General features: G+C 52.2%; 14 protein-coding genes. 2 read left to right on the top strand and 12 right to left on the bottom strand.

Going from position 1 to position 15,036, the window contains the following annotated elements; translation table 11 throughout:
• The first annotated feature begins 105 nt into the window (after window positions 1-105).
• A complete protein-coding gene (locus tag ACTL32_RS05005) occupies window positions 106-747 on the top strand; it encodes a GntR family transcriptional regulator (RefSeq protein ID WP_441340426.1) in 642 nt (213 codons plus the stop codon).
• A 193-nt stretch (window positions 748-940) separates the two neighbouring features.
• On the opposite strand, the gene ACTL32_RS05000 is transcribed toward ACTL32_RS05005, so the two are convergent.
• From ACTL32_RS05000 to ACTL32_RS04970, 7 genes are all read right to left on the bottom strand, one after another.
• On the bottom strand, window positions 941-1,594 hold the full coding sequence (locus ACTL32_RS05000; protein WP_441340425.1) for an urease accessory protein UreH domain-containing protein: 654 nt from the start codon (window positions 1,592-1,594) through the stop codon (window positions 941-943).
• A 2-nt stretch (window positions 1,595-1,596) separates the two neighbouring features.
• Window positions 1,597-3,027: a nickel pincer cofactor biosynthesis protein LarC gene (larC, locus tag ACTL32_RS04995; protein WP_441340424.1), complete on the bottom strand. Its 1,431-nt coding sequence runs from the start codon at window positions 3,025-3,027 to the stop codon at window positions 1,597-1,599.
• Entirely contained in the window at window positions 3,008-3,703 is a 696-nt protein-coding gene (gene larB, locus ACTL32_RS04990) for a nickel pincer cofactor biosynthesis protein LarB (protein WP_441340423.1), read from the bottom strand. Before larB ends, larC begins: the two co-directional genes overlap by 20 nt.
• A 106-nt stretch (window positions 3,704-3,809) precedes the next feature.
• Window positions 3,810-4,643 (bottom strand): ATP-dependent sacrificial sulfur transferase LarE, encoded by an 834-nt coding sequence (larE, locus tag ACTL32_RS04985; protein WP_441340422.1) that lies wholly within the window; start codon window positions 4,641-4,643, stop codon window positions 3,810-3,812.
• 25 nt (window positions 4,644-4,668) lie between these two features.
• Complete coding sequence (gene larA / locus ACTL32_RS04980; protein WP_441340421.1) at window positions 4,669-5,946, bottom strand: nickel-dependent lactate racemase; 1,278 nt, start codon at window positions 5,944-5,946, stop codon at window positions 4,669-4,671.
• An 88-nt stretch (window positions 5,947-6,034) separates the two neighbouring features.
• A complete protein-coding gene (locus ACTL32_RS04975) occupies window positions 6,035-7,159 on the bottom strand; it encodes a 2-keto-3-deoxygluconate permease (protein ID WP_441340420.1) in 1,125 nt (374 codons plus the stop codon).
• Entirely contained in the window at window positions 7,156-8,316 is a 1,161-nt protein-coding gene (locus tag ACTL32_RS04970; protein WP_441340419.1) for a glycerate kinase, read from the bottom strand. The genes ACTL32_RS04975 and ACTL32_RS04970 overlap by 4 nt, the downstream gene beginning before the upstream one ends.
• 144 nt (window positions 8,317-8,460) lie before the next feature.
• Here ACTL32_RS04970 and ACTL32_RS04965 point away from each other — a divergent pair, with 144 nt between their 5' ends.
• A complete protein-coding gene (locus ACTL32_RS04965) occupies window positions 8,461-9,564 on the top strand; it encodes a CdaR family transcriptional regulator (RefSeq protein WP_441340418.1) in 1,104 nt (367 codons plus the stop codon).
• A gap of 110 nt (window positions 9,565-9,674) precedes the next feature.
• Here ACTL32_RS04965 and fabG read toward each other — a convergent pair whose 3' ends face one another.
• The 5 genes from fabG to meaB all read right to left on the bottom strand — a co-directional run bounded on the left by fabG (window position 9,675) and on the right by meaB (window position 15,028).
• On the bottom strand, window positions 9,675-10,412 hold the full coding sequence (fabG, locus tag ACTL32_RS04960; protein ID WP_441340417.1) for a 3-oxoacyl-[acyl-carrier-protein] reductase: 738 nt from the start codon (window positions 10,410-10,412) through the stop codon (window positions 9,675-9,677).
• Between the two features lie 27 nt (window positions 10,413-10,439).
• The gene (locus ACTL32_RS04955; RefSeq protein WP_441340416.1) at window positions 10,440-11,834 is read right to left on the bottom strand and encodes a phenylacetate--CoA ligase family protein; all 1,395 of its coding nucleotides are present in this window, start codon (window positions 11,832-11,834) and stop codon (window positions 10,440-10,442) included.
• A gap of 74 nt (window positions 11,835-11,908) precedes the next feature.
• Window positions 11,909-12,301, bottom strand: a complete 393-nt coding sequence (locus tag ACTL32_RS04950; RefSeq protein WP_441340415.1) for a cobalamin B12-binding domain-containing protein — start codon at window positions 12,299-12,301, stop codon at window positions 11,909-11,911.
• A gap of 28 nt (window positions 12,302-12,329) precedes the next feature.
• Window positions 12,330-14,042, bottom strand: coding sequence for an acyl-CoA mutase large subunit family protein (locus ACTL32_RS04945; RefSeq protein ID WP_441340414.1), 1,713 nt, complete (start codon window positions 14,040-14,042; stop codon window positions 12,330-12,332).
• Between the two features lie 20 nt (window positions 14,043-14,062).
• Window positions 14,063-15,028, bottom strand: coding sequence for a methylmalonyl Co-A mutase-associated GTPase MeaB (meaB, locus tag ACTL32_RS04940; protein ID WP_441340413.1), 966 nt, complete (start codon window positions 15,026-15,028; stop codon window positions 14,063-14,065).
• Between the last annotated feature and the right edge of the window lie 8 nt (window positions 15,029-15,036).

The following is a 15,036-nucleotide window of genomic DNA, read 5'->3' as shown; positions in this document are numbered from 1 at the left end:
AATGGACAGCGCTTCGTCCTTGACCTGGTTCCTCTTTTATAATAGATTTATATTACTTAATATTTGGGATGTTGGATCCATCAGTTTCGTACAGGAGGAATTTAAATGAAGCAAATTATTATTTTGCCTGCCAGAGAGCAAGTAGCTGAACAATTAAGAAAAGCTATTTTTGAAGAAGAATTGGTAAAAGGCCAGGAACTAAGCCAAGAGCAAATTGCGAAACAATTGGGCATCTCCCGTATGCCTGTCCGGGAAGCATTCCAGATTCTAGAACGAGAAGGCCTTATTTCCACCAAAAACCGCAAAACGGTAGTGATGGGCATGTCTCTAGAAGATATTGCCGATCATATAGATATCCGAGCTCTTCTCGAAGGAGAAGCAGCCGCTCGTGCGTGCATGAGAAATGCCGATCTTGAAAAAGTTGTGGCGGCGCAGAAAAGAGCTAAGGAAGCTGTGGAAAATAACGACAGCCATGAATACTCAGCGGCCAACGAAGAGTTTCACAAAGCCATCTGGGCAGCTTCCGAGAGCAATAGATTGGAAAACTTAATCGCACAATTATGGGAAGGGATTCCTCCCCAATTACCTGTCTTAGTCCCTGAACAAAAAAGCATTTCCATCGGTGAACATGATGAAATTGTTGCCGCTCTTCAAGAAAAAGATGCTGAAAGAGCACGCGTTGCCATGTCGAGTCATTTGAAAAAGGTGGCAGAAAATATCAGAAAGCGCCATACTAATTCGAAATAAATCATCAAGCTATATAAAAATAATTTTTGAAGATTTTATAAAATAATAATAAATACTGTTCTAATTTCCTTATTGGAAAATCAATTAAAAAGGAGTTTTCCGTTTTCACGGAAAACTCCTTTTGTTGGACTAAAATTGTTTTGGTTGATTTTATTTATACGCTTAATCTCTAAAATTTTTTAATTTAATTATTTCATAACCATAGCCGAAACAATCCTTCATTAATCCCCAAGTTATACATATAATACAACCCGAACGCAGCGCTCATCAGCCCCGCGAACTGGATCAAAGGCTTGTTGACCGACGCCTTGTTTTTGCTCATGACGAACGGGATGCCGATGACGGTGTTGAACAGAAGCATGCTGACAATCGTCCCGAAGCCGAATACGAGGATATAGCCCGCTCCCTGCCAGACACTGTCGACGGTGCTCATCGTCAGGAGGATCATGGCAGCACTGCCGGCAAGGCCGTGGATGAAGCCCATGAACAAGGGTTTGCGGTAGTGGAATTTTCCGCCTGCTCCCGCTTCCGTTTGGCGGTGTGTCCCTTTCTTGTGCAGGATAGCCGCCACGCCGAAATAGACGAGCATGATGCCGACGAGGAACTCAAGGCTCATCGCCCATTTTTCGGTGATGCTGATTTTGAGGACGATCAGAAGCAAACCGGTTACGAGCAGCGTACTGGTGTGGCCGATGCCCCAAAAGACGCCGACAAGCGACGATTTCCAGAGCTTTTTGCTTTCGCTCGCCAGCGTCGAGACGCCGATGATGTGGTCAGGTTCGAGCGCGTGTTTGATGCCAAGGACAAAGCCGATGGCAAGGATGGACCAGAGATTCAACTCACCCATGCCTATAACCCCACGTCGCTGTACTTCTTCCCGAACTGTGCGCCCGCCTCTTTCTGGACTTCGAGGAACACATCGCGCAGCGGGACACCGTGTGAGATTGCCGCCCGTTTCACGTCTTCGAATTCAGGTGACAGCTTGATAATTTCGCCTTCGAGCATGCCGACTTTTACCGTCACCGGGCCGTATGCCGTTTCGACGGCCTTGAAATCGCGCTCGAGGATGCGGCGCGTCCACTCCGTCTTGCGGACGCCGAATGTGCTCGTTTCGCGCAGCAGGATGTCTTCGAGCCTGAAGGCGTGCTCTGGCTTCACGAGGACGGTGATGAGCGTGCCGGGTCGGCTTTTCTTCATGGCAACCGGCGTGTAATAGACGTCTAGCGCTCCTTCTGCGAGCAGCTTTTCCATGACATAACCGAGCGTTTCGCCGGTCGTGTCGTCGAGCTGGCATTCAAGGACGGAGATCTTCTCGCGTGCTGCAGCCGGCTCTTCATTGAAGAGGACCGCCCGGATGACGTTCGGGTGTTCGAAATTCTTTTTGCCCGCGCCATAGCCGATGTTCTCGATGGCGAGCGCCGGCAGATGGCCGTATTCGCTGGCCAGCGCTTTGACGAATGCCGCGCCGGTCGGCGTCGTTAATTCGCCGCGCACATGGAAATCCGCGAGCGGCACGCCTTTCAGGATTTCGGCAGTCGCCGGAGCTGGAATCGGATAGAGCCCATGGGCGATCATGATCTTGCCGTGGCCGGTCGGCACCGGCGAAGAGACAATGCGGTCGACGCTCAGGCTTTCAAGCGCTAGGCAGACGCCGATGATGTCGATGATCGAGTCCATGCCGCCCACTTCGTGGAAATGCACTTCTTCCGGGTCCATGCCGTGGATCTTCCCTTCTGCTTGCGCGATGACGCCAAACACCGCCAGGCTCCGCTGTTTGACGCGCGGCGCCAGGCTGCTGTCCCGGATCATTCCGAGGATGGTCGACGCTTTCCGGTGCGAATGCGAATGGTGGCCGTCGTCATGTGCATGCTCGTGGCCGTGCTCGTCGAGGTGGCTGTGCGAGTGGCTGTGGGAATGCGTATGGCTATGGCCGTGGTCGTGGTCGTGCGAATGATCGTGTGAATGCTCATGCGAATTGCTGTGGCTGTGCGAATGGTCATGGCTATGTGTATGGCCCTCGCCATGGGAATGGCTGTGCGAATGGCCCTCGCCGTGTTCATGGGAATGCCCATCACTTTCCGTCTCCTCGAACTGCAGGTCGAGCAGTTTGGCGGAGATGCCGCGCTTGTCGACCTGTTTGACGTTCAGGGAAAATGAGTCGATCGGCAGTTTTTTCAGTTCATCGCTGATATAGGTGATGTCCGCTCCCAGGTCGATGAGCGCTGACAGCGTCATGTCGCCCGAGATGCCGGACTGGCAGTCAAGATATAGGACTTTCATGGTGGACCCCCTCGGAAACTAGTTTCATGATCATGGCAGCCTGATAGGCGGCGCCGAAGCCGTTGTCGATGTTGACGACGCTCATGCCGGATGCACACGAGCTCATCATGGCGAGGAGCGGTGTGATGCCTTCGAGATGCGCCCCGTAGCCGATGGATGTCGGAACGGCGATGACCGGACGCTCGACGAGCCCGCCGACCACGCTCGGAAGCGCCCCTTCCATCCCGGCGACGACGATCAGTACGCTCGCCTGGGTGATTTCATCCCGGTATGCGAGCAGCCGGTCGATGCCGGCGACGCCGACGTCATAAAGCCGCCGGACATTGCAGCCCATCCATTCCGCTGTAAGGGCCGCTTCTTCCGCCACGAAAAGGTCGGACGTGCCGGCAGCAAGCACCATCACCTGCCCGCCGAATGCCAGTTCAGGCTTACCCACTGTCAGGATGCGGGAGATCCGGTCGTACCGCGCGTCCGGATACAGGCCGAGCAGATGCTCCGCTTTTTCTTGGTCCAAACGTGTCACCATGACCTTGCCGTGCCGGCCGATCAGTTTGCCCATGATCGGTCCGATATGTTCGATGGCTTTCCCTTCCCCGTAGATGACTTCCGGGAAGCCCTGCCGTTTTTCTCTGTCGTAATCCACTTTGCTGAAGCCCAAGTCTTCGAAATTCTCCATGTTCTCACCTGCTGTCTTAGTCTTGGAAAAAGGCTTCGTGCGCCCATTCCAGAATCCTTCTTGGCATAGAAACGAACCCGTCCCATCCAGGACGGGTCCGCAAGGGTCAGTTCGCTTCCGCTTCGAGCTGTTCGTCGCTCAGCACTTCGTTCATGCTGCCTGTACGGTAGCCGCGGAGGTCGATGGAAATGTATTTGAATCCGAGTGAAGTCAGTTTCAATAAAATTGGTTCGCGGTGCTCAAGGAGCTCTGCCATCTCTTCCGCTGCCACTTCGATGCGGGCGGTGTGTTCATGATGGCGGACGCGGACCATGCCGAACCCGAGCTTGCCGATGAATTTCTCCGCTTCATCGACTTGGCGGATTTTCTCCTTGTCTAGGCGGATGCCGTACGGGATGCGGGAAGCCAGGCTGCACGATGCCGGCTTGTTCCATACCGGAAGCGCCAGCTCCTTCGACAGTTCACGCACTTCGCGCTTGTAGAGGTCCGCTTCCTGCAGGACGCTGCGCGCGCCAGCTTGGGTGCGCGCACGAAGGCCCGGGCGGAAATCGTCCAGGTCATCCATGATCATGCCGTCGAGCACATAATCGTAGCCCAGTTTTTCAGCCAGCCCGTTCAGGTGGCTGTATAGGAGCTTCTTGCTGTGGTACCAGCTGTCCGGCGTATTCGCCGCGACGCCTTCGTCTTCAAGTTCCTTGATCTCGGCCTCCAGGACGTTCGCCCCGAGCGCTTTTGCCAAGTCCACAGCGCCCGCGAATTCCTCTTTGCGGAACAATTCTGATGCCACAACGACGGCAAGGACGTTGTCGTTTCCGAGTTCCTGCTGCGCGCGCTTTAATACAAGTGCGCTGTCCACGCCGCCGGAGAATGCGACGATGACGCGGTTCATGTCTTTCAGGATTTCACCGAGCTTGTGATTTTTTTCGATAGTTGTTGTCATAACTTCCGCCTCGTTTCATTTTAGTTTATTCGACCGTTACGGTTTCTTCGACATACGGGATGGTCAATGGGCCAAGCGGCAGCACCGCAATGGTCATGTTTTCGCCGTATTTCTTCTTCAGTTCTTCGATGGTCGCTTCAATGTCGTGCGTCGGCTTGAGCATGGTGCTCTCCACCTGCTCGTCGGTCAGCTTCGAATAGACGAAGATATCCGCCCACACCTGGATGACGGCCTGTTTCTGCACCTGCCACTGGTCAAATAGCTTGAAATCCGGATTGTTGATCATGTCGAGCAGCTCCTGCGGCGAATTCGCCATCTCGAAGATCTTCGAATAATTGCCGTGGTCCGGCAGCCCATCCGAGCATTCAGAGGCGATGATGATCGAGCCGCCTTTTTTGACGATCTTATGCGCGGCGCTCATGCCTTTGACTGCCTGGTACAGGTTCTGATCGAGCGGATAGCCCGAGTTGGACGCGATGACGACGTCAAAGCGCTCCTCGCAGCGGAGCATGGCGTGCTCTTTGGCAAACGCGCAGCCCCGGTCGTGCGCTTCAAAAAGTTCGCCGGCGAAGATGGCCGTGATGTCCTTTTCCCGGTTCAGTGTCACGTTGAGCATGAAATCCGGCTTGCACATGCCATTGATTTCGCGCGTCATGTCCTGCACCGGGTTGTTGACCATATTGCCCCAGGTTGCGAGCGGGTCGCCGATCATGCGGGCATTGTGGAACGTCATGATGGTCTCGATGCCCGCGATGCCCGGCATCATGCCTTTCGGTCCGCCGGAAAAGCCCGCAAAGAAATGGGGTTCAATGAAACCGGTGACGATTTTGAAATCCGATTCGACATAATCCTTGTTCAGGTAGACGTCGCAGCCGAAGCGGCTGTGGCCGACCTTGACCAGCGTTTCCTTGTCGTGGCAATGGTTGTTGATGATGCGGATATTGTCGACGACCCATTCACCGAGCATGCCGACGAATTCCTCGCGGGTCTGATCGCGGTGGGTGCCGGTGCCGTTGATGACGACGAAGTTCTCGAGCGGCACGTGGTCCAGCTCTTCGATCAGCGCCGGCACCAGGATATGGTTGGGCGTCGGGCGCGTGATGTCCGAGATGACGATCGATACGATGTCCGTAGCCTTCACGGATTCACGCAGCGGCTTTGAATTGATCGGGTTGCGGAGCGCCTCCCGGATTGCTTCGCGGTCATTTTCCATTTTCGGCAGATTTTTCGGTTCGATGACAAATGCATTGTCGGGAAGGTCCAACGTGATACCGTCTTTTCCATAGAGCAGTTCTGTTTTCATACGGGATGCCTCGCTTTGCCGGTAGATTTTGTTCGGGTGCAAAATAACACGTGATCCCCCTATCGGAAATAGGGGGATGACAGGTTCTTTAATTGTCGATGACTTCTTTGGTTTTCACGTTTCTTGGTGCCGCTTCCACTTCATCCACGCGGCCGTCAATGCCCCGTTTGCGCTGGTAGCGGTCCATCAAAATCACGCCGAGCGGGCACAGCAATGCCGTGGTGATGGTGGAAATGGAGATCTGGGCGGTCGCGATCGGCACAATGCTTTCAAGCTGTGCATATTCCGCTGCCGACATTGCACCTGAACTTACGGCCACCGCAGCGGCTGCCAGGATTGCTGCAGGCGTCGCAGCTGCGTTTCCGGCTGTCGAAGCTTCCGCAATCGGAGCGATAAAGCTTTTTTCCTTGAAAATCTTGAATGCCAATATGCCAAGTGCTGCTGTCACAAAGAACGTCAGGAAAGCAAGTGCAAGTCCGCCAGCCAGAACTTCCGGATTGAAGAAGTTGGCCAGGTTCATCCCTGCCCCGAGCGCGAAGGCGAAGAACGGAATCGTGATCGTTTCACCCGGCTTCAGGAATTCGCGGATTTTCGGATCCAGGTTCCCCAGAATCATGCCGATGGCAAGCGGCAACAGGACCGCGATGAACGCGATCACCGGGAACGCTGTGCCCATCAGGCCAAGCGCCACCAAGGTGAAGAAGGGGCCATCGTTAAGCGACAGGATCGACAAGCCGCCGACGTCCGAACGGTTGCCGTATTGGCCGGTCAATGCCGCGTAGAGTCCGCCGTTGCTATTGGTCATCCCGGCGATGATGGCGAGTGTCGAGAGGCCGAGCAGGCCGTGCCATGGATCAAAGATGAGTCCGAACGAGATCCCGACAATAACGCCGCCAAGATATTTGGCACCGGTCAAAAGCACACCTTTTTTCAGCGCCTTGGCGCCGATTTTCATGTTCATCTGGCTACCGATCGAGAAGAGGAACAAGGCAATCAGCACGAGCGCCCCGTCTTTGAACAATTCCTGGGAGAATCCGCCGATGCGGAGAAACTCGTAAAAACCGTCTTCCGTCGGTGCCGCACCCAGCCACTTCAGGATGCTCTGGACAAACGGCAAGTGAAGCTGGTCAATTGTATTCAATGTGGCGCCAAGCAGCAACGGAACGACCATCAGGCCTCCGGGAACTTTTTCAATGGTATCTTTGATGTTCATACTTCTAACCTCCCTTTAATGTGTGTGTTTTGGTAAAAATATGTGCGAACAACCTGTTCGGCACTGGATTCCAGCAATTCCTCGGCCCTTTCAAAGGCTTCGGCTAAAGCCATGGGCCCGTTGACGATGCTGTGTATGCTAACCACGCCGTGCTCATGCAGGACGCCCGCCCCTTCTCCGACACTTCCTGCCAGGATGATGGTCGGGACGTTTTGGCTGCCGGCCCGCTGCGCCACTCCGAGCGGCGTCTTGCCGAAAGCCGTCTGGCGGTCGACTTGCCCTTCTCCGGTAATGACCAGGTCCGCGCCTGCCAGTTCCTGGTCCAGGTGGATATAATCCAAAACGACGTCGACACCCCGCTTCACGGTCACGGGGAAGAACGCCTGGAATGCGCCGCCGATGCCCCCGGCTGCGCCTGCACCGGCCTGATCGTGGAGCCGGATGCCGGTCGCTTCTTCTATTCGGTCCGCCCAGTGGGCAAGGTTCCGGTCAAGCAGCTCCACTTGTTCCGGATCCGCCCCTTTCTGCGGTCCGAAGACGTGCGATGCCCCGTCCGGGCCGATCAGTGGGTTCTGCACATCCGATGCGATGATGAACGTGCTTTCGCTGATGCGTGCGTCAAGCGAGCTGGTATTGATCCGGCTGACATCCGAAAGCGCCCCTCCGCCAAAGCCGATTTCATCGCCTTCGGAATCGAGGATGTTGAGGCCGAGCGCCTGCAGCATCCCGGCGCCCCCGTCATTGGTGGCAGAACCACCAAGGCCGACGATAAAGTTTGTAAACCCGTCGTCGAGTGCCTGGCGGATCAACTCGCCGGTCCCATAAGTGGTGGCTTTCAGCGGGGAAAGTCCGTTTTCCGGAACCAGGTGCAGGCCGGATGCTGACGCCATTTCCACCACACACGTCTTGCCGTCCCCCAATATGCCATAAGCGGCTTCGGCCGGCTGATTCAGTGGGCCGGTCACCTGCATCTTCCGGATTTCGCCGCCGGTCGCAGCCACCAACGTCTCCATGGTGCCTTCTCCGCCATCCCCAATTGGAAGCTGAACGGTTTTCGCTTCCGGAAACGCCTTGAGAATGCCTCTATTGACTGCGCTTGCCGCTTGTACTGCGGTCAAGCTGCCTTTGAATGAATCTGGTGCTATGATGATTTTCATCGAATCCCCCCTTCGGAAGCGCTTTCATAAACATAGTCTAAATTATAAGAATATTGACTCGATTCGTCTATGGCTGTACCATCTAAAGATATAGGTTGCTGAACCGATTTTATTGTGCATACCAACCAAAGAGGGAGATTATTTATGCAAATGCTTACCAAGAAAATCGCGAATGAAATTGTCCGGGAGACCTCTCTCCGCCTTCACCGCAACGTCAATATCATGAATACCGAAGGGATTATCCTTTCGGCTATGGACAAGTCAAGGATCGGGGCAATCCACGAAGGGGCTTTGAAAGTATTGGAAACAAAAAAAATGCTCGTGATCCACGAAGGCGAGGAGCTGAAAGGCGCTCAGCCGGGCATCAACCTGCCCATCGTCTTCCAGGACCATATTATCGGAGTCATCGGCATCACAGGCGTGCCTGCTGAACTGGAGGAAATCGGGGAATTGGTCAAGATGACTACGGAGCTGATGATCAAACAGGCATTCATGGATTCCCAGATGGAATGGCAGCAGCGCACAAAGGAAACCGTGGTCGATCAATTGCTGAAAAGGTCGCCCTCGTTCACCTCCGTCCAGGAGAACCTCGGCTTGCTCGGCTTCACGCTGACGCCGCCCTTCACGTCAGTCATCGTCCAGATAGCGGAACGTTCAGCCGCCAACCGCACCATCATCCAGGCAATTGAAGGGATGCTCGGACAACAGCGGGCGCTTGTCAGCTTTATCAATGTCAATCGCCTGTTCATCGGCTTGAACGGCATCGAAGAGAAAGAAACAGGCGCGGCGATCCAGGCGCTTCTCCAGCTGCTGAAAAAACTGGACATCCGTTTCCGGATGGCTTACAGCCTGCCCTTCCATCACCTGCATCAATTCCATCAATCTTACAAGGACTGCGAAATTGCACTTGAGATCACACGAAAGGATAAAGAATGTGTCTCTTTTGCCCATATCGAAGTGAAATCATTGTTTTACCAAGTGGATGCCGACGTCGCTGAGCGCTTTGCCCACCGCGTATTGAAAAATTTCGACGAAGCGAAAGCCGAGACGCTGGCTGCTTTTTTCGCCAACAACCTGAATATCCAGCAGACTGCGGATGCGTTGTACCTCCACCGCAACACCTTGATCTACCGGCTGAAGAAAATCATCGATGATACGGGCCATGATCCAAAGAACTTCGAGGAGGCCCTGATCCTGCAAGTGGCGCTATGGATTTTCCAGAAAGAGCAGCGGATTCGGAATCCCTAACTTTCCTATAGTTACAGACACAAAGAGACCGCACAGCTAACTGATGTGCAGTCTCTTTAACGAACCTTTTATAAAATGTCCTTCTTCCTATTAAGTAGCTCTTTCTTCTATTAAACAACCAGTCCGCCATCGACACTCAAGATAGCTCCATTTACATAATTGGCTTCATCGGAAGCCAAATAGAGGTAAGCGGAAGCGATATCATCAGCCACGCCCAGTCTGCGAAGGGGTGTTTTGGATTCCATCAGTTCCAGAATTTTTTCTGGAACTTTGGCAGTCATGTCTGTAGAGATAAATCCGGGGGCCACAGCGTTTACCCGGATGCCTTTTGGACCGAATTCTTTTGCCCAGCTTTTTGTAAGGCCGATGACGCCGGCTTTTGTTGCAGCGTAATTGGTTTGGCCGATATTGCCGTGGATGCCGACTACGGAAGAAGCGTTTAAGATGACGCCGGACCCCTGTTCGAGCATCGTAGGAACGACAGCTTTCGTACATTTGAAAACACCCGACAAATTGACGGAAAGCACTTTTTCCCACGATTCTTCATCCATCTTCGTCAACAGCCCATCAATAGTGATTCCAGCATTGTTAATGAGGACATCAATTTTTTTATATTTTTCCAAAACTGCCTCGACCAACGATTCAATCTGGGCAGTATTTGAAACATCCGCCTGTATAAAAGAAATCTCGCCGAATTTCTCCAATTCTTTCTGCGAGGCATTACCGGCTTGTTCATTAAAATCGCTGATGACTACGATCGCGCCTTCTTTTAAAAATCGCTCCGCCGTCACTTTGCCGATTCCGCCTGCCCCTCCGGTGATCAATGCCACTTTGCCTTCTAATCTCATTCAATTCATCCCTCTTTCCGAAAACCGTCATGATTCCTTGAAGTTTCTCTTGTCCACGACGCGTTTAGCTTTGAAATGCGTTCTATCGAGCGTGCCCGATGGCAGCAATTCGATTTTGAAGGTCACGCCTGTCTCGCTTTTGAGGTCCTGTGAAATCTGCTTTAACAATTCTTCATCGCTTCTGGTTCCCAGCGTTTCACATTGAACTGTAATTTCATCCATAATATCAGGACGTGTGACCACCAACTGAAATTCTTCACTCAACCCATCAATTCTTCTTACAACGTTTTCGACCAAGCTTGCATACACATTCACACCGCGTATTGTGACCATGTCATCGATTCTTCCGTAGATGCCTTTCGGCAGTCGCGGATAAACCCTTCCGCATGGGCAAGGTTCGTCCGTCCATGTCGTCAGATCCCCTGACCAGTAACGGATGATTGGTTGGGAAGTCCGTTCGAGCGGCGTGTAGATCGGCACGCCTTCACTTCCATATGGCATCCGCTTTTTGGTCTGTGGATCGACCACTTCTGTATAAACGACATCCTGCCACAGATGCACTCCTTGGCGATGTTCACATTCCGTATTGCTCATCCACGGTGTGACTTCTGCCATGGTGCCCGAGTCGATGCAGATGGCCCCGTAGATATCTTCGATTTTCTTTTTGGTCGACGGCACGCCAGCCCCCGGTTCGCCGGAGAAGAAGAGGATTTTGAATCCGAAGCTTTTCGGGTCGACACCCATGCCTCTAGCTTTTTCAGCAAGATACAGTGCATAGGAAGGCGTTCCGTAAAAAACGGTAGCTTTGATTTCTTTCAGCCACGCTATCGCTTTTTCCGTCTGGCCCGCTTGTCCTGCTCCGAACGGGAAAGTTTTCGCTCCCAGTCTTTCCGCTCCAATCAAGGCGCCCCAGCTGCCGATATACAAGCTCAATGGAGAACCGATGAACATCAGATCGTCAGGACGCATTCCGAAGCTCCACATGATCCGTGCATGCTGATAGGCAATTCGCTCCCAGTCTGCTTTACCGAATGAAAAGACAGTAGGCTTTCCGGTCGTTCCGGACGTCCCTTGGATTCGATGCACTTCTGAATAAGGGATGCAGACATTGGTGCCGAAAGGTGCATATTGTTCCAAATCTTCCCGTATATCCTCTTTTGTCGTGATCGGCACTTGTTCGAACTGTTCAAGGCTAGTGATATCTTCTGGATGAAAGCCAACTTTCGCCCATTTGCGTTGATAAAACCCGGATTTTTCCTGCGCGTAATTCAGCACGTGCTTAATCTTATGAAAAATGATTTCATCCAATTCTTCTTTTGAAGCAGTTTCGACTTCCCTATCCCAGTATTGTTCATCTTTTTGCGGAATGTAATTAGGATCATAAACAGGCGGCCAAGCTTGTACCGTAGATTTTTTAACCATCATTCTCCTCCTCTGCGATTTGTCGGATAGCTATTTGAATAGAGGAGCAGTAAAATGCCCTCTTTATCGGTTATCTATGAGATTTTGTCCTGCACCTGTTCTCTGATGAAATCCGCGATGCTTTCAATCCGGGTTTCAGGACCGAAAACAGAGGCGATCCCAGCTTCTTTCAAAAGCGGGATATCGTCTTCCGGAATGACGCCTCCCATGATTATAAGGGCGTCGACACCCCGTTCCTTGGCTATCTGGACGACTTTCGGCCCGAGCGTCAAATGATTCCCCCCCAGCGTACTCAGACCGATGACATCCGCACCCTCCTGAACCGCGACGTCTACAATCTGTTCCGGGAACTGGTTCCCGATGTAGACGACTTCCATCCCTTCATCCCGGAGCATGCGGGAAACAACGAGCGCCCCGCGCCAATGTATATCCAACCCTAATTTAGCCATTACCACTTTTATGTGCATTCCGTATTCCTCCTCATGATTTTTTAGTTTATGCTAACGGGAACTGCCATAGACCGAATTCTTCGCGGAATACTTCAGCAACCTCACCCAAAGTGGCGTACGCGGATACCGCATCTTTGATATACGGCATCAGGTTGACATCCTCATGGCATTTGTCTCTCAATGCCTGGAGCGTCTCTTTAACTTTCGCATTGTCACGGCGAGCACGGAGTTTTTCCAGTTTTTCTCTTTGGCGCTTCTCTGCTGTTTCCGGATAGCGGAATACTTCCACTTTCGCTTGGTTGTTCTCGGACGGGAAGTAATTCAAGCCGACGATTTTCTGTTTGCCGCTTTCGATATCCTTTTGTGTGTTATAGGCAAAGTCGGAAATTTCGCGGTGAAGCCACCCCGTTTCAACAACTGAAACTAAGCCGCCTTTTGATTCGATTAATGCGACATAATCACGGATGCGCTGCGCCATTTCCTGAGTCAGTTTTTCAACAAAATATGAGCCTGCAAGCGGGTCAACAGTATTGACAACATTTGTTTCGGTCTGGATGATCTGCTGGGTACGGATGGAAATCAACGCCGACTCCTCGGTCGGAGCTGAGTAAGCTTCATCATAGGAATCCACATGAAGCGATTGTGCACCGCCAAGAACGGCTGCGAGCCCCTGGATGGCTGAACGGGCTATGTTATTCAGCGGTTCTACTTTTGTCAATGTGATGCCTGCCGTTTGAACATGGAAGCGCATCAAATGGGATTTTGCTTCCTGCGCCTTGAACCGATCTTTCATCACTTCGTGCCATACCAAGCGTGAAGCTCGGCATTTTGCAATTTCTTCGAAAAAGTCATTGAACAAATTCCAGAAGAACGACAGGCGCTTGGCGAAATCGTCTATTTTATTGCCTCTGCGGATCAGCTCTTCACTCGTGGCGATTGCATTCGCAATCGCACAGGCGACTTCCTGGACGGCGGTCGTTCCCGCTTCACGCAGGTTATAGCCGTTGTAGCTGACAGGATTCCATCTTGGCAGATTTTTGCTCGCGAACTCGATGGCATCGCACTGGAGGCGGAAAGATGCTTTCGGCGGCAGCACTTCGAGCGAACTGCCGATGGTCGTTTCCATCAAGAAGTCGTTCTGGTTTGTGCCGGAGAGCTTCTCGAGCGGAATCCCTTTTTTCTCCGCCATGGCAGTAAACATCGCCATCAGTACAACCGTGGTACTCGGAAGATGCGTCACGATATTGCTGGATACTTCATCAATCGGAATCCCATCGTACAAGGCTTCGATGTCTTCAAGCGAGTCGATGGCTACGCCCGCAGCTCCGACATGCCCTTCTCCTTCCGGATCGTCAGAGTTATAGCCTCGGATGGTCGGAAGATCGAGAACGACGCTTGTTCCGGTCGCACCATTTTTCAAAAGAAACTTGAAGCGTTCATTCGTGTCTTCCGGTGTTCCATAGCCTGCAATTTGACGAACGGTGAACAGGCGGCCGCGATACATGTTCGGATAAACGCCGCGTACATAAGGTGCTTCACCTGGCAATCCAATGTCCTTCATATAGTCAATGTCTTTGACATCTTCCGGCGTGTACAGAAGGTTGACCGGAATTCCCGAGTCCGAAGTGTATTCCTCTTCCGTAACTTTACCCTTAGCGGTCTGCTGTTCCCATCTTTCCTTCTGCTTTGAAATTTCCTGGATGACTTCTTCATTGAATAGCGCTTGAGATTCATTAGGTACATTCGCATTTTTTGTCATAGTAACCTCCGGTTTATGTTTTATTTGATTGTTACTTTTTCCCCGATTTTTTCTGCCAGCGTGAATGGGTCCAACGTTCCGCGTTTTACTTGTTCGATATCCTGTTGAATTGATTCATCGGCACTTATATAGCTTTCCACCATTTCGGAAAACCGGCTGGCGAGCTGTTCTTTGAACATCTTCAAGTTCCTGCTCTCCCGAATTTCCTTGAATTTGCCGGATTGCTGCAGGTATTTTTTATGTTCTTCGATTTGTAAGATGAGTTCCGTGATGCCTTCCTCCAATGTAGCTGTAGTTTTCAGGATCGGCGGCTTCCAATCTTTCGGCTGCGATTCATTGATCATCATCCTTAGATCTTTCACGCTTTCATCTGCACCCGGCCGATCTGCCTGATTGATCACGAAGATATCTGCGATTTCCATGATGCCTGCCTTTAACGTTTGCATGGAGTCGCCAAGGCCGGGGACGTTCACCAGCACAACAGTATCGGCGACTTCTAAAACATCAAATTCAACCTGGCCAACGCCTACCGTCTCGATGATTATGATATCTCTATCAAACGCATCGAAGACTTGAACAATTTCAGCTGTTGAAGCCGCCAATCCTCCGAGATTCCCGCGGGTTGCGAGACTCTTAATGAAGACATTCGGGAATTTAGCGAGTTCCAGCATTCGGACCCGGTCGCCGAGAAGTGCCCCGTGTGTAAACGGGCTAGTCGGATCGACGCAGACAACCGCAATCTGAAGACCTTCCTTTGCCAGCTCTTTGCAAATTTTGCTGACGAGCGTGCTTTTACCGCCGCCCGGTGGTCCTGTAATTCCAATGATGTGGGCTTTGCCTACCCGGGTCGCGCTTTGCTTTAAGATCTCCACTCGGCGTCCCGTCTGGTTTTCCACCTCTTTAACCAATTTCCCTAATGCAACGTCGCTTTTCTCCTCAAAAATCTTGCTCAGATCCTCCAATTTCTCAGCCTCCCTGCTTTTCATGCGGCTCC

This window comes from Planococcus sp. FY231025 (assembly GCF_052078085.1).
Taxonomy (GTDB): domain Bacteria; phylum Bacillota; class Bacilli; order Bacillales_A; family Planococcaceae; genus Planococcus.
The sequence above is the reverse complement of the archived record's forward strand: the minus strand, read 5'-3'. Positions and strand labels throughout refer to the sequence as shown.

Bases quoted from the DNA above. Each gene is read 5' to 3' on its own strand.
- ACTL32_RS05005 (WP_441340426.1), top strand. From the start codon at position 106: ATGAAGCAAATTATTATTTTGCCTGCCAGAGAGCAAGTAGCTGAACAA.
- ACTL32_RS05000 (WP_441340425.1), bottom strand. From the start codon at position 1,594: ATGGGTGAGTTGAATCTCTGGTCCATCCTTGCCATCGGCTTTGTCCTT.
- larC (WP_441340424.1), bottom strand. From the start codon at position 3,027: ATGAAAGTCCTATATCTTGACTGCCAGTCCGGCATCTCGGGCGACATG.
- larB (WP_441340423.1), bottom strand. From the start codon at position 3,703: ATGGAGAATTTCGAAGACTTGGGCTTCAGCAAAGTGGATTACGACAGA.
- larE (WP_441340422.1), bottom strand. From the start codon at position 4,643: ATGACAACAACTATCGAAAAAAATCACAAGCTCGGTGAAATCCTGAAA.
- larA (WP_441340421.1), bottom strand. From the start codon at position 5,946: ATGAAAACAGAACTGCTCTATGGAAAAGACGGTATCACGTTGGACCTT.
- ACTL32_RS04975 (WP_441340420.1), bottom strand. From the start codon at position 7,159: ATGAACATCAAAGATACCATTGAAAAAGTTCCCGGAGGCCTGATGGTC.
- ACTL32_RS04970 (WP_441340419.1), bottom strand. From the start codon at position 8,316: ATGAAAATCATCATAGCACCAGATTCATTCAAAGGCAGCTTGACCGCA.
- ACTL32_RS04965 (WP_441340418.1), top strand. From the start codon at position 8,461: ATGCAAATGCTTACCAAGAAAATCGCGAATGAAATTGTCCGGGAGACC.
- fabG (WP_441340417.1), bottom strand. From the start codon at position 10,412: ATGAGATTAGAAGGCAAAGTGGCATTGATCACCGGAGGGGCAGGCGGA.
- ACTL32_RS04955 (WP_441340416.1), bottom strand. From the start codon at position 11,834: ATGGTTAAAAAATCTACGGTACAAGCTTGGCCGCCTGTTTATGATCCT.
- ACTL32_RS04950 (WP_441340415.1), bottom strand. From the start codon at position 12,301: ATGCACATAAAAGTGGTAATGGCTAAATTAGGGTTGGATATACATTGG.
- ACTL32_RS04945 (WP_441340414.1), bottom strand. From the start codon at position 14,042: ATGACAAAAAATGCGAATGTACCTAATGAATCTCAAGCGCTATTCAAT.
- meaB (WP_441340413.1), bottom strand. From the start codon at position 15,028: ATGAAAAGCAGGGAGGCTGAGAAATTGGAGGATCTGAGCAAGATTTTT.